12 protein-coding genes are annotated in these 13,386 nt (G+C 66.0%); 5 read left to right on the top strand and 7 right to left on the bottom strand.

The window, feature by feature from the left end; translation table 11 throughout:
* Positions 1-5 precede the first annotated feature (5 nt).
* Both rfbB and rfbA read right to left on the bottom strand, forming a co-directional pair.
* Positions 6-1,004: a dTDP-glucose 4,6-dehydratase gene (gene rfbB, locus AB0P18_RS07755; protein ID WP_363359584.1), complete on the bottom strand. Its 999-nt coding sequence runs from the start codon at positions 1,002-1,004 to the stop codon at positions 6-8.
* Complete coding sequence (gene rfbA, locus AB0P18_RS07750) at positions 1,004-1,873, bottom strand: glucose-1-phosphate thymidylyltransferase RfbA (RefSeq protein WP_363359583.1); 870 nt, start codon at positions 1,871-1,873, stop codon at positions 1,004-1,006. The genes rfbB and rfbA overlap by 1 nt, the downstream gene beginning before the upstream one ends.
* A gap of 133 nt (positions 1,874-2,006) precedes the next feature.
* On the opposite strand from rfbA, the gene AB0P18_RS07745 reads away from it, so the two are divergent.
* The 4 genes from AB0P18_RS07745 to AB0P18_RS07730 are packed head-to-tail and all read left to right on the top strand — an operon-like array spanning position 2,007 to position 6,204.
* Positions 2,007-4,085 (top strand): hypothetical protein, encoded by a 2,079-nt coding sequence (locus tag AB0P18_RS07745; RefSeq protein ID WP_363359582.1) that lies wholly within the window; start codon positions 2,007-2,009, stop codon positions 4,083-4,085.
* Between the two features lie 45 nt (positions 4,086-4,130).
* On the top strand, positions 4,131-4,874 hold the full coding sequence (locus AB0P18_RS07740) for a glycosyltransferase family 2 protein (protein WP_363359580.1): 744 nt from the start codon (positions 4,131-4,133) through the stop codon (positions 4,872-4,874).
* The gene (locus AB0P18_RS07735; RefSeq protein WP_363359579.1) at positions 4,871-5,266 is read left to right on the top strand and encodes a DUF2304 domain-containing protein; all 396 of its coding nucleotides are present in this window, start codon (positions 4,871-4,873) and stop codon (positions 5,264-5,266) included. The genes AB0P18_RS07740 and AB0P18_RS07735 overlap by 4 nt, the downstream gene beginning before the upstream one ends.
* Positions 5,266-6,204 carry a glycosyltransferase gene (locus AB0P18_RS07730; protein WP_363359578.1) on the top strand — a complete coding sequence of 313 codons (939 nt, stop codon included), beginning with the start codon at positions 5,266-5,268 and terminating at the stop codon, positions 6,202-6,204. The genes AB0P18_RS07735 and AB0P18_RS07730 overlap by 1 nt, the downstream gene beginning before the upstream one ends.
* A gap of 1 nt (position 6,205) precedes the next feature.
* Here the strand turns inward: AB0P18_RS07730 and AB0P18_RS07725 are convergent, their stop codons facing one another.
* Positions 6,206-7,447, bottom strand: a complete 1,242-nt coding sequence (locus AB0P18_RS07725) for a polysaccharide biosynthesis protein (protein WP_363359576.1) — start codon at positions 7,445-7,447, stop codon at positions 6,206-6,208.
* Between the two features lie 59 nt (positions 7,448-7,506).
* On the opposite strand from AB0P18_RS07725, the gene AB0P18_RS07720 reads away from it, so the two are divergent.
* The gene (locus AB0P18_RS07720; protein ID WP_363359574.1) at positions 7,507-8,256 is read left to right on the top strand and encodes a glycosyltransferase; all 750 of its coding nucleotides are present in this window, start codon (positions 7,507-7,509) and stop codon (positions 8,254-8,256) included.
* Between the two features lie 2 nt (positions 8,257-8,258).
* On the opposite strand, the gene AB0P18_RS07715 is transcribed toward AB0P18_RS07720, so the two are convergent.
* Genes AB0P18_RS07715 through AB0P18_RS07700 form a run of 4 tightly spaced genes read right to left on the bottom strand, consistent with a single transcriptional unit; the run spans position 8,259 to position 13,384 of the window.
* Positions 8,259-9,365 carry an acyltransferase gene (locus AB0P18_RS07715; protein ID WP_363359573.1) on the bottom strand — a complete coding sequence of 369 codons (1,107 nt, stop codon included), beginning with the start codon at positions 9,363-9,365 and terminating at the stop codon, positions 8,259-8,261.
* Positions 9,362-10,498, bottom strand: coding sequence for an NAD-dependent epimerase/dehydratase family protein (locus AB0P18_RS07710; protein ID WP_363359572.1), 1,137 nt, complete (start codon positions 10,496-10,498; stop codon positions 9,362-9,364). Before AB0P18_RS07710 ends, AB0P18_RS07715 begins: the two co-directional genes overlap by 4 nt.
* Positions 10,499-10,538: 40 nt before the next feature.
* Positions 10,539-11,432, bottom strand: a complete 894-nt coding sequence (locus AB0P18_RS07705; protein WP_363359571.1) for a glycosyltransferase — start codon at positions 11,430-11,432, stop codon at positions 10,539-10,541.
* On the bottom strand, positions 11,429-13,384 hold the full coding sequence (locus AB0P18_RS07700) for a DUF6541 family protein (RefSeq protein WP_363359570.1): 1,956 nt from the start codon (positions 13,382-13,384) through the stop codon (positions 11,429-11,431). The genes AB0P18_RS07705 and AB0P18_RS07700 overlap by 4 nt, the downstream gene beginning before the upstream one ends.
* Positions 13,385-13,386: the final 2 nt, after the last annotated feature.

The raw sequence follows: 13,386 nt of genomic DNA, 5'->3' as shown, positions 1-13,386 counted from the left end.
GGGGGTTACTGGCCTTTCGTGGCGTAGAACGCTTCGACACCGTCTTTGGTGGGTGCCCACCAGTCCTCGTGGTCCTGGTACCAGGCGATCGTCGCGGCAAGCCCGGCGTCGAAGTCGGAGTACTGGGGGGCCCAGCCGAGCTCGGTGCGGAGTTTGGTGGAATCGATCGCGTACCGCAGGTCGTGCCCGGCACGGTCGGTGACATGGTCGTACGCGTCCTTGGGCTGGCCCATCAGCTCCAGGATCAGTTCGACGACGTCCTTGTTGTTGCGCTCCCCGTCCGCGCCGATCAGGTAGGTTTCCCCGATCACGCCCTTATCGAGGATCGTGAGGACGGCGGAGGAGTGGTCATCGGCGTGGATCCAGTCGCGGACGTTCTCCCCGGCCCCGTAGAGCTTGGGGCGGATCCCGCGGATCACGTTCGTGATCTGGCGGGGGATGAACTTCTCCACGTGCTGGTACGGGCCGTAATTGTTCGAACAGTTGCTGATCGTGGCCTGCACCCCGAAGGACCGCACCCACGCCCGCACCAGAAGGTCGCTGCCGGCCTTGGTGGAGGAGTATGGGGAGGAGGGGTTGTACGGGGTGTTCTCGGTGAACCGGTCCGGGTCATCCAACTCCAGATCCCCGTAGACCTCGTCGGTGGAGATGTGATGCAACCGCCGGTCGTGCTTGCGGGCGGCTTCCAGCAGCGTGTACGTCCCGATGATGTTGGTGTCCAGGAACGGGCGCGGATCATGCAGGCTGTTGTCGTTGTGGGACTCCGCCGCGTAATGCACCACCGCGTCGACTTTCGCGAACAGGTCATCCACCAGCGCTGCGTCGGTGATGTCCCCCACCACCAGCTCCACCCGATCCGAAGGAAGCCCCGCCAGAGAGGCCCGGTTCCCGGCATACGTGAGCTTGTCCAACACGACCACCCGGTCATCGGTGTGCTCAACGACATGGTGGACGAAGTTGGAGCCGATGAACCCGGCCCCACCGGTCACGAGAAGGGTCCCCATCAGCGGCCTCTTTCCAGGATCTCCAACAGGTACGACCCGTACCCGGACTTCACCAGCTTCACCGCACGCTCCCGAAGCTGCTCATCCGTGAGGAACCCCTGCCGCCACCCGATCTCCTCCGGAGCACCGATCCGCATCCCCGTGCGCCGCTCCATCGTGCGGACGTAGTCGGCGGCATCGGTCATCTGATCGAACGTGCCCGTATCCAGCCACGCCGTCCCCCGCGGCAACACCTCCACCTGCAGGCGCCCCGCCTCCAGATACGCCCGGTTCACATCCGTGATCTCCAACTCACCCCGCGGCGACGGCTTCAAACCCTTCGCGATACCCACCACATCGTTGTCATAGAAATACAGACCCGGGACCGCGAAATTCGACTTCGGGTTCGCCGGCTTCTCCTCCAACGACACCGCACGCCCGGACCCGTCGAACTCGACCACCCCGTACGCGGACGGCTCCGAGACCCAATACGCGAAGATCGCCCCACCATCGACATCCGCGTACCGCTTCAACTGCGTCCCCAACCCCGGCCCATACAGCAGGTTGTCCCCCAGGACCAGAGCGACCTTGTCGTCCCCGATGAAATCCGCACCGATCGTGAACGCCTGCGCCAACCCATCCGGAGACGGCTGCACCGCGAACGACAACTCCACCCCGAACTGCGACCCGTCCCCCAGCAACCGCTCGAAGAACGGCGCATCATGCGGCGTCGTGATGATCAGAATCTCCCGGATCCCCGCCAACATCAACGTCGACAACGGGTAGTACACCATCGGCTTGTCGTACACCGGAATCAACTGCTTCGACACACCCAAGGTGACCGGATGCAGACGCGTACCGGAACCCCCGGCCAGGATGATGCCTTTCACCCGTCAATCGTGTCACACCGGCTCACGGGGTATTCGACCGCCGCGGCTGGGAATGACGAGGACGGCGGCGCGTCATCCCTCTTTCTCTTCTGTAACAGTGGTATCTCGCATTCACTTCCGCCACAATGTCCCCATGACCCCACGCTCCGCCCATCGAGGCTTGCCCCGTGTAATCACGGCTGTCGCTGCCGTGATCGCCTTGACGGTCGCGCTGACGGCGGGCATCACCTCGCCGTCGCCTGCTGCGGCGAAGACGCTCTCGGAATCAGCCGCGATTGCTGCAAGCGGCGTGGTCAAGACAGCGGACCTGTCGCAGTTCCGACCCGGCAACATCATCTCGAACGAAGTCTTCTTCAAGGCCTCGACGATGTCGGAGTCGCAGATCGACAGCTTCTTGCGCCAGAAGGTGACGAGTTGCCAGGCCGGGTACACATGCCTCAAAGACTTCCGGCAGACGACGACCACACGTGCCGCTGACAGCTACTGCGCGGGCTATGAGGGTGGGAGCGCAGAGCCGGCCGCGCGGATCATCTACAAAGTCGCACAATCGTGCGGAATCAATCCCCAGGTCCTCATCGTGACGCTGGAAAAGGAGCAGGGGCTCGTCACGCACACGTGGCCGTCCGACTGGCGATACACGATCGCGATGGGGCAGGGCTGCCCGGACACTGCGGCGTGCGATACGCGCTATTACGGCTTCTTCAACCAGATGTACGGCGCCGCACGCCAGTTCAAGATCTACACGGAGAACCGCTACTTCACTTACTACGCGCCCGGCAAGACGTGGAATCTGCGATACAGCCCCAACGCGTCATGCGGCTCGTCGCCTGTCTACATCGAGAACCAGGCGACCGCCAACCTCTACTACTACACGCCCTACCAGCCCAACGCCGCATCGCTGCGCGCGGGCTACGGGCAGGGCGACGGCTGCTCGACGTACGGGAATCGCAATTTCTACCAGCGCTTCACGGACTGGTTCGGCAGCACCCAGGTGAGCACCGCTCCGGCATCCGCGTCCGCGCTCATTCAGGCCAGCGGCACACCTGAGGTCTTCCTCGTTTCCAACGGAACGAAGCACCATGTCGCGACCTACGAAGACTTGGTCGTCCTGCGCTCCCGCCTGGGCGCCATCGCCACCGTCACGTCCGCATATGCCGGCACACTCCCCACCGGCCGCGACATCGGGCGATACGTACACGATCCGCGAACGGGCACGCTGTTCCTGCTGGAGGCAGACGGAACCAAGCATCGGTTCGCCACCGCCGATCAAGTGGCGCTGTTCGGGTACGCCTTCATGAGTTTCGTCAATCTGGAGGCTCGGCTCGCAGATGCGTTCCAGACGGGCGCTGATGTCGGCTCCTTCGTCAAAACGGGAGCATCGCCGCAGGTGTACCTGCTTGAGTCGGGCACGCGTCGGCCCGTGTTCGATCAGAGCGCCTGGAAGACGGCCTCACAGGGTACGGCCGGGTACGTCGCGACGATGCGGACGGATGCTGCGGAAGCGATCCCGCTCGGCCCGACCCTCTTCGCCGCCAACACGCTCGTACGGGCGGCCTCCTCCGGAGACGTCCTTCTCGCCACGCCGACGGGTCCGCTGATCCACATCCCCAGTTTCGCCCTCGCTGCGGAGTTCGGCGCCACTCGATACGCCGTCGTCCCGGATGCCGCTTTGGCACTGAGCACCGTGGCATCTGCGCAGCTCACTCCGGCAGTGGCGTGCGGGGACCAGATGTATCTCGCGTCGAACGGTCGACTCGTGCCGGTACAGGGGACGGATGTCGGAGGACTCGCGACATCGGCGCTGACCGCCGCTCAATGCTCGGCGTGGACCCTGTCGACCGTGCCCGCGGGCGCCCCGCTCTTCATCCAGCCGAAGGGTCGCAGCGAGGTCTACGTCGTCGAGGGCGGCAAGCTGCGTCATGTCCGCACGTACGCCCAGCTCACCGCCCTCAACGGAGCCCGACCTCTCACGATCCTCCCGTGGGCGGTCGATACCGCGGCCTGGGTGGGAATCGGAGCTCCCCTGCTCGCGGAGAATGCCGTCGTGCAGTTCACGGGAACACCGGAGGTGTACCAGTACTCGAGCGGCGAACTCCACCACGTCCAGAGCTACGCGACTCTCCTCTCCATCGGAGGCGGACGCCGCCCCGCGATCGAAACCCTCCCGGCCGAGTATCTGAGCAGCTACCCGATCGGCGCGCCCCTGAGCTGATCGCGCACAAGGGCCGGGGAACGTCGTTGGTAGGATCGCAGGACTATGACGGTCTCGCCTGAACGTGTTCTGGTCATCGTCCCGGCATGGAACGAGGCGCGGAACGTCGGCGCGACCCTGCGGGAAATCCGCGCTGCGAGCGCGCTCTACGACGTGGCGGTCGTCGACGACGGATCCACAGACGACACGGCGGCCATCGCGCGGGCAGCCGGCGCGACCGTGCTCAGTCTGCCATTCAATCTCGGTGTCGGCGGCGCGATGCGCACCGGCTTCACCTACGCACAGCGGATGGGCTATCGCCGAGCGATCCAAGTAGACGCCGACGGTCAGCACAACCCGGCGGACATCGACCTCGTCCTGGCTGGTCTGAGCGATGCGGACATCTCGATCGGTGCGCGTTTCGCCGACGTGGGCGACTACAGCGTGCGCGGCCCGCGGCGCTGGGCGATGGTGTTTCTCGCGAAGGTTCTCTCTCGCGTGGCCAGGACGAAGCTGACCGACGCCACGAGCGGCTTCCGCGCCGCCGGGCCCCGTGCGATCGAGCAGTACGTGCGCTATTACCCCGCAGAGTACTTCGGGGACACGCTCGATTCGCTGGTGGCCGCGTGTCATGCCGGGCTCACGGTGACTCAGGTTCCGGTCGCCATGCGGCCGCGACTGCACGGCACGTCCACCCAGGGAACCGTCGGAGCGACGCTGTACCTGCTTCGCGCGGTCTTCGCGCTGAGCCTCGCTGTTCTGCGGCGGGCACGCCCGGCCCGCTCAGCCCCGTCGGGAGCAGTCGCATGATCGTCCTCTTCGGAATCGCGCTGGCCGTCGTCATCCTCGTGATCGTGGTGTGGATGCTGTTGGCGCGCAAGCTCAGAGAGAAGTACGCGGTGATGTGGCTCGTGATCGGGCTCGCCGTGCTTCTTCTGGGCCTGTTCCCCCAGCTGCTGCTGTGGCTGACCGACACGCTCGGAGTCGCGGTTCCGGCCAACCTTCTCTTCTCGCTGGCGATCGTCCTGTTGCTGGGGGTCACCCTTCACCTGTCGTGGGAGCTCTCGCAAGCCGAAGACGAGATCCGGCGCGTGGCGGAAGAGACCGCGATCGCACGCGCGCAGATCGATCGGCTCACGTCGAGAGTGAGTGCGATGGAGGCCGTGGCCGACAGCGATCAGGCTGAGCCCGGCGCACGCTGATGGCGTCGCACGGCGTCTGGGCGGTCGTGACCGCCTATAGACCCGGCCCGTCGTTGGCAGGCGAGGTCGCATCGATCCTTCGTCAGGTGGACGGCGTGATGCTCGTCGATGACGGCAGCGGACCCGAGTTCGACAGCACGCTGAAGGCTGCAGAGTCACGAGGCGTGACGGTGATCCGGCTGCGCGAGAACTCGGGCATCGCCGTCGCACTGAACGCCGGGATCCGGGCTGCGCTGGAGACAGGGGCGGATCGCGTCGTCACCTTGGACCAGGACTCTCGCATCGGCCTCGGCTTCGTCGAGGCACTGGTGGACGCCCACGACCATGCACAGCGGAGCGGGCTGCGCGTCGGACCGGTCGTACCCGAGTACTTCGCCGAGGTGCGCCAAGCCCACGGCGACAGCGAGGATGGAGTGCTTCGAGCGCGGCGGGTGATCCAGTCGGGGATGCTTCTCGGACGTGACCTGCTCTCGCATGTGGGGCTTATGCTCGAGCCGTTGTTCATCGACCTGGTCGACACCGAGTACGAATTGCGATGCTCGTCGGCCGGTTTCGTCGCGGTGGCGGCGCCGGGTCTGGTGCTCGAGCACCGCCTCGGAGTCGGCTACCGGCGGCGTGGGCCCGCCCTACCGGGCATTCCACGGGTGATGATGCTGAGTACGCCCTTCCGCTACTACTACCGCGCGCGCAACCGCGTTCTGGTCAATCGTCTGCACGCACGGCGGCATCGAGGGCGAATCCTGCGGGACACCGTCGCGGATGCCGTCTACTTCACCGTCGTCTGTGCGATGGCCCGGCCGCGAAAGGCGATGTGGAGCCTGCTGAAGGCGGGGTGGCACGACGGGCGCACCGGCAGAGGGGGAAGGATGGCTCCGCGCGTCGCTGCTGTTGCCGACAGCGTTCGTTGGGCCGCCGATCGCATAGCGGAAAGCCCGTAGGCTACATCGGCTGCGTATGCGCGCCCGGCGTGTTCAGACGACGGAACTCCATCGCCGCCGGCACGATCAGCACCGCGAGAGCCACGAACTCGGACGACGCCACGCCCAGCGAGACGATCGCCGCGGAGCCCGCTGCCGAACCGAGCACCATGATGACCAACCCCACCGCCGCAGCGGCGATCGTCGCCGCGAAGACCGTGCGTACCCGCCCGGCCGGGATCAGCAGATTCCGGATCAGTGGGGTGGCGAGCGAGATGCACAGGAACGCGATGCCGAAAAGCGCACTGGGCACCGCCTGCGCGGCGACATCGGCTCCGAACAGCACCCCCGTCGCCCAGGGCCCGAGCACCGCGATCGCCGCGCCTCCGAGCAGCCCGAGGGCGAGGTGTGCGCAGATCGCGCCCAGGTGTCGACGACGCACATCGTGCGCGTGAGGATCCAGGACCCACGCTTGAAACGCATTGGCGACGGCCACCACGGCGAGCGTACCGATTCGGTAGGCCCGGTCGGCAGACGCGAATGCGCTCGCATCGGAAGCGCTCAACCCCGCTGTGGCAATCGGTATCGCGGTGGATCCATACGCGTTACCGGTCGCGTCGATCGCCGCCGTGGGCACGAGCGTGCGCATGACGCTTCGCAGCGCACGCGGCCGCGCGTCACCGAGGGCGTCGCCGTGCGCGGTTCGGCGTGCGTGCACCGCGAATACGGGCACCGTGAAAAGCAACAACAGTGCCGGGTACCACAGCACCTGACCAGTCGAGACGACGATGGGCAGTCCGACGAGAGACGCCGCCAACTTGGGTGCAGCATCGAAGATCATCAGTCCGCGGGGATTGCCCTCCCCGATGCAGAACCATGCCGGCGTGAAGCCACCCAGGGTCATCGCGACGGCGATCGCGATCGACTCGATGCGATAGTCGGGGCCGCAGACGAGGTAGGTGGCGATGGCAGCGGCGGGGACTGCGATCAGGGAGGTCAGCAGCCTCGACCGGATGCTCTCGTGCAGAATCACCGCTCGATCCTGCTGCGACGTCGCGCGTGCAACCCGAACGGGTCCCACGATCCCCCAGCCGAACAGCACACCCACCATGCCGAGAATGCCGATGGACTGGCCCGCCGAGAAGTTCGCCCACCCCTCGGCTCCCACAAGTCGCGAGATGACGGGAAGTATGATGAACGGGGCAAGCGCCGAGAGGATCGGTGCTCCCGTGAACCCCGCGAGCCTGAGCATGAGCGACCGCATCGGAAGCAAGTGTACGTGCCGGTGCCCGCCTGTGACGCGTTGGAAGGCGGCACCGTCCAGTGAGTGAGCCCGTCAGCGTGAGCGTCTGCATGGCGACCTACAACGGGCAGGCCTACGTGGAAGCCCAGCTGACGTCCATCCTCGACGAGCTGACGCCTCACGACGAGGTAATCATCGTGGACGATGCGAGCAGCGATGGGACAGTCGCCGCCGTGCAGGCGCTGTCCGATCCCCGCGTGCGTGTCATCCGCCAAGCCGCGAATCGCGGATATGTCCATACGTTCGAAGCCGCGATGCTCGCGGCCACGAACGATGTGCTCTTCCTCGCCGATCAGGACGACGAATGGGTACCCGGACGCCGGGCTGCTCTCGTCGAGGCGGCTCAGGAGGCGGGCGTGGCCGCGTCGAACCTCCTCCTCCTCGGCACGGATGAGCCCCTGCGATCGCCGCTGACCGGACGACCATGGCTGCTGCGCGCGGCCACGTCACGGCATCGCGTACGCAATGAGCTGCGGATCCTCGCCGGCTCCGCGCCATACTTCGGCTGCGCGATGGCGATCCGCCGGGACCTGCTGCCGCTCGTGACTCCGTTCCCCGACTTCCTGACCGAGTCGCACGACCTTTGGATCGCGACCGTCGCCAACGCCCACGGTGTTCTGCGGCACGTCGAGCAGCCGACAGTGCGTCGACGGATCCACAGCACGAACGCATCCTCGGAGAAGCCGCGAGGGGTGCGCGCCGCACTGAGATCGCGATGGATGCTGATGCGCGCGTGGCGGGAGGCGCAGCGCCGCGTGCAGACCGCCTGAGGTCAGGAGGTCTGGATGTCTCCCGGCGCATCTGCCGGAACGGGGGTGCGAGCCTCGTCCTTCGGACGCACCAGAAGCATCGCCGGCCGCTCGACCACAACCCAGCTGAGCCAGGCCAGAGCGAAGGTCACCAAGACCGTGACCAAGATGTAGAGCGGCATCCCGATCGTCGCCCCGCCGACGAGAACCGTCAGCTGCTGAACGGGCCACGCGTAGATGTAGAACCCGTAGGACACATCGTTTCGTGCCACCCAGCGGGGCTGAGGGATCCAGGTGGACAGGGAGAGCAGACCGTACGCGAGGAAGGGGGCGGACGCCTGGCCGCCCCACCGCGGGATGAAGACGATCAGCAGCACGGTCACGATGAGCGCTCCGATGCCCAGCAGCCGATTGACCCCCGACCGCTCGATGAGGAAGTACACGAGCGAGCCTCCGAGGAAGAACGGAAGCAGCCGTGCGAAGAGCTCGAAGCTCCCGTCCAGACCCGCCCGGCTGGCCACTCCGATGAGGGCGTACGTCACGACGCTGAGGACGAACAGGATTGCGACGACGATCGGCGACCGCCGGAAGACCGCTGCGAATCCGAGGACCCACACGACGAGGTAGCAGAGGAACTCGTAGAACAGGGTCCAGAGCGAGCCGTTCCATGCCCCGGGGTACGGCACCGTCTGAAGCGTCACCCCGATCGCGTAGTGGTCGATGTGCAGCGCCAGATTTCCCCACACGTACTGGAACGGCGTGATCGGCGTGGTGAGGAATCCCGAAAGGGAGCCCTGTTCGATGAGGAGCGCGATCGGCGCGAAGAGGAAGGCCGTCACGAACAGCACGACGACGAAGGCCGGGTAGATGCGGGCGACGCGATGCAGCAGGTACTCACCCGGTGAGGTCCGAATCCGACTGCGGGTGATCAGGAACCCACTGAGCACGAAGAAGCCGGCGACCGCCCAGCCGCCCAGATTCTCCCCCTGTATCGACGGACCCGATCCCTGGCCCGCGATGTACCAGCTGTGCGCGAAGAGGACGAGGCCTGCCAGGATCAGCCGGAACATGTTCAGGCTGTTGCGGCGGTAGGGATACGGAGTCCCCCGCAGCATCCCCGGCAGGGTCACTTCAGCAGGTTCCGCGATGACATCTCGTCGAGAGACTTCTGGTAGCTGTCACCCTCGACGGGTTCTGTGAGCACCCACTCCACGAACCGGCGGAGCCCCTCTGCGAAGTCGACGCTCGGCTCGAACCGCAGCACTTCCCGCAGCCGGGTGGTGTCTGCGATGTTGTGTCGGATGTCTCCGAGGCGGTAGTTGCCCGACACACGCGTCGGGACCTCCGTGCCGAAGGCGTCGAAGAGGGCCGCGACGACATCCTGGACCGTGGTGGCCACCCCGGACCCCACGTTGAAGACACCGCCCGACGCACCGGGTTCGGTCGCCGCCAGGAACGTCGCCTCGACGACATCGTCGATGTACACGAAGTCGCGGCTCTCGAGTCCGTCCTCGAAGATGTTGATCTCTTTGCCCTGCCGGATCAGCGTGGAGAAGATGGACAGGATGCCGGTGTACGGGTTCTTCAGCGACTGTCCGGGACCGTAGACGTTCTGGTATCGCAGTGACACCGGCTCCACGCCGATCGTCGGCGCAACGGTCATGATCAGCGCTTCCTGCATCTGCTTGGTGATGCCGTACACCGACGAGGGATGCAATTTCGCGTCCTCATCGGTGGGGATCACCTGCAGGTCCCCCTCGCCGCGCATATGAACCGAGAAATCACCGGCGGCCATGTCGGCATCGGCCCTGTGCGGCGGATGTACGACGCGGCCGTCCGCCGTCCGATACGAGCCCTCTCCGTAGATGGACCGCGACGATGCGATCACGAGCCGCCGGACCTCGTGGGGTTCGTTGGCCAGCAGGTCCAACAGCTTCGCCGTTCCGCCGACATTCGTCCCGGTGTACCGATCGATCTCGTACATCGACTGGCCGGTACCCGTTTCGGCTGCGAGATGGACGACGATGTTCGCACGGTCGAGGCCGCGCCGCAGATCCGCTGTAGAGTTGACCGTCCCTGCAATCACTTCGGCCACACCGTCCAGGGATCGAAGCAGCGGAGAGGTGGAGGCGGGGTCTTCGCCGTGCACTTGCGGGATGAGCGCGTCCAGGACCGTGACGGACATGCCTGCGGCGACGAAGCGCTTCGCCAGACTGGATCCGATGAATCCGGCTCCACCGGTGATGAGTACGTGGTCGGACATGAGAACTCCTGGTGGACGGGCGGTGGCGCAGGCTCGCGGCTCAGAGCGCGAAGATGTGAGCGATTGTCGATTGTATCCCGGCACCCGTACCGCGCCGGATGACGCCGGGAAGTTCGGCGACGCCGTGCAATCTGGACATGGCTCGCAATCGAGCCGTCCGAGCGGTGCGCGTCCAGCCTTTCCCGCTCGCAAGCCGACGCGCCTGTCGGTAGTAAGCGCGTTCGTCGCGGAAACGGCTGCCGTCCAACAGCGTCTTCTGCGACGCGCTTCCCCCGTGGCGACGGTACGAGAACGCCAACTCAGGGTTATAGGCGAGAGTGCCGCCCTCGAACGCGACATCCATGAGGAGGGCGAGATCCTGGATGATCGGCAGGCCTTCTCGGAAGTCGACCCGGCGCAGCGTGTCTGTGCGGAAAGTCAGGGATGGCCAGTAGAGCCAGTCTCCGCGAATGAGGCTCGTGGCCATCCGCTCCGCGCGCAGAACCGCGATGCCGTCCTTGCGTCGAGGGGCGAGCAGCCCCTGCTTGACACGATCGACAAGTGGCATGACGACGGCGCCATGCTCGTCTATCACCTGCACGCCGGGTTGAATCACGTCGGCATCGGGGACGGCGGCGACCGTCCGGCGGACGACCTCGATGTAATTCGGCAGAAGGAGGTCGTCACAGCCCAGGATCGTCAGATGAGTGGCGGTCGCCAGACGGATCGCGGCCCGATAGTTCTCCGTGATGCCGAGGTTCACCTCGTTGCGGACGTACGTCACACGAGGATCGTCGATCGCTTCGAAGTAGCGGGGAACCGATTCGTCCGGGTAGCAGTCGTCGATCACCACGAGGCGCCAGTCGCGATCGCGTTGAGCACGCACGGACTCGACCGTCAGCTTCAAGAGCTCCGGGTCGCCCCAGAACGGCACCACGATATCGATCGTGCTCATGAGGAGAGCCCACAGGAGGTGATCCGGTAGAGGACCGCGTCGCCTTGCTCGGCGATCGGCTCGACGTAAGGTGACACCGCCAACCCGTCCAGACCCGAGAAGTCGCCGTCGTTGTCCATGAAGTCTCCATCACTGCTGAAATCGAGCACGTAGCGCACACCGGTCTCCTCGAGCGCCGCGCACACCGCCGGGGAGTCTCCCGCTGTGCTCAGCCGCGTGTTGACGACATGCGCGGCATCCGACTCCTCCATCAACAGATGCGGCATGAGCACACGGCGGTCTGACATCCCATAAGCGAAGGAGGCGCCGGTCCAGGGGTCCGCGGCGATGACAGCGTCCGCGGGGACCAACTCAGGCAACCGCATGATCAGGGCGAACTCGTCAGGGGTCAGGATCGGCCCGCCTGGACGCAGATCGTAGGTGAATTCGAGGTCAGCAGCCGCCTGTCGGATCGCGACGCCCTGCGTGGCAAGGAGCAGAACGATCGTCGCGATCACGGCCCCGAGCAGCCTGTGCGCGTCGATCCGTCTGCGCAGCGCGGGGAGTCGACCCAGCACGAAGCGGACGAATGTCGAGGCGCCCAACGCCGCAAGAGGGAGAACGGCGACCACCCAGATCGATGCGAGGCGGGGAGCGTTGTTGTACCACGGTCCGGTCAACCACGTACGCAGGATTTCGAAGGGCGAGCCCGCGACGATGATGTAGAGCAACGAGCCGATGACCGCGGTCCCGAGGATCACCCAGCGGCGCCACGTGGGTCGTCGGAGGCAAGAGTAGGCTCCGATGGCCAGAAGAGCCGCGACAGCCGGCGCCACGGGATACTGGTAGACCGACGCCGTCACGACTTCGCCGACCGCGTGCGGCAAGGTGGCGATGACGCCCCAGTAGATCTGATTCGCCGGTGGACGGACGACCCACAGCGCCAGAATCCCCGCGCCGAGATAGCCGAGAAGAACGCCGATCCACACGACGCGGAAGGTTCCGCTGCGAGCGTGCACGATGGCGTGGGCCAACAGGGCGATCATGGCGGGCAGTGTGAGGGCGAGCAGCGCCAGCAACGCGCCCGGGTGAGCGACGCCGAGACCCGGGATCATCAGCAGGACGAGCAGAACAAGATCCTGTCTGCGACGAACAGTGCCGGGCCGTAGTGCGAGGGAGGCGAACGCAAGGGCGGCCGGAAGGGCGGCGAGTCCGAGGAAGAGGGGGTAGAGCACGCCGTAGTGCAGCGGCAAGTACGGGAACGCGGGAAACGCGGCCGCAAGCACGCCGGCCGCGATCACGACAGCGCGTCCCCGGCCGAGAAGGGTTCGAGTCAGCAGTACCGCACCGACCGGCCACACGACAGCAGCGACCACGATCACGACGGCGTTGGTGGACACCACGACGCTCGCGCCGCTGAGGTCGACCACCAGCGCGACGAGTGCGTGCCACGCGGACGGGTAGAAGGGCAGACCGCCCGTGTCTCCCGAAGTCATCGTGCCCAACCACAGCGGCGAGGCATTACCGGTGTCGAGGACGTACTGGACGGCGTTCAGGTGGAAGAAGTTGTCATATCGCTGCGAAAGGTAGTCCGGTTGCCCCATGCTTCGGATCAAGGTGAAGCCGATCACGACAGCGGGCGTGACGACGGCGATCACAAGCGGCCACGCCGTTGCGAACCGCCGACCGGCCGGCGTGGAGTGCGTGCCCTTCGGGCGACCGACCCACCGCGACCATGCGACAGCTGCGAGACAAGCCGCCAGTGTGAGGCCGATTACGACCCACGGCGACCATGTCAGCCCGATCCACGGCGAGATGAGTGCCGCGACGGCGATGAGTGATATCGAGATCGGGGCGGACGCCCCCAGCAGTGCGAGTCCGCGAAGCCTGAGGAGCGAAGCCACTGCCGCGCCCGGGATGATGAGCACGGCGAGCGCGACCGCGAGCGACGGCACGGCCTGGAACCAGCTCATCG

The sequence above is a fragment of the Microbacterium sp. NPDC064584 genome (genome assembly GCF_040687315.1).
Lineage (GTDB): Bacteria > Actinomycetota > Actinomycetes > Actinomycetales > Microbacteriaceae > Microbacterium > Microbacterium lacus.
Note: the sequence above shows the minus strand (reverse complement) of the source record. Positions and strands in the feature narration are given on the sequence as shown.

Excerpts from the sequence above, each read along its gene's own strand:
- AB0P18_RS07735 (WP_363359579.1), top strand. The coding sequence starts at position 4,871 with ATGATCGTCCTCTTCGGAATCGCGCTGGCCGTCGTCATCCTCGTGATC.
- AB0P18_RS07725 (WP_363359576.1), bottom strand. The coding sequence starts at position 7,447 with ATGCGGTCGCTCATGCTCAGGCTCGCGGGGTTCACGGGAGCACCGATC.
- rfbB (WP_363359584.1), bottom strand. The coding sequence starts at position 1,004 with ATGGGGACCCTTCTCGTGACCGGTGGGGCCGGGTTCATCGGCTCCAAC.
- AB0P18_RS07740 (WP_363359580.1), top strand. The coding sequence starts at position 4,131 with ATGACGGTCTCGCCTGAACGTGTTCTGGTCATCGTCCCGGCATGGAAC.
- AB0P18_RS07700 (WP_363359570.1), bottom strand. The coding sequence starts at position 13,384 with ATGAGCTGGTTCCAGGCCGTGCCGTCGCTCGCGGTCGCGCTCGCCGTG.
- AB0P18_RS07705 (WP_363359571.1), bottom strand. The coding sequence starts at position 11,432 with ATGAGCACGATCGATATCGTGGTGCCGTTCTGGGGCGACCCGGAGCTC.
- AB0P18_RS07710 (WP_363359572.1), bottom strand. The coding sequence starts at position 10,498 with ATGTCCGACCACGTACTCATCACCGGTGGAGCCGGATTCATCGGATCC.
- AB0P18_RS07745 (WP_363359582.1), top strand. The coding sequence starts at position 2,007 with ATGACCCCACGCTCCGCCCATCGAGGCTTGCCCCGTGTAATCACGGCT.
- AB0P18_RS07730 (WP_363359578.1), top strand. The coding sequence starts at position 5,266 with ATGGCGTCGCACGGCGTCTGGGCGGTCGTGACCGCCTATAGACCCGGC.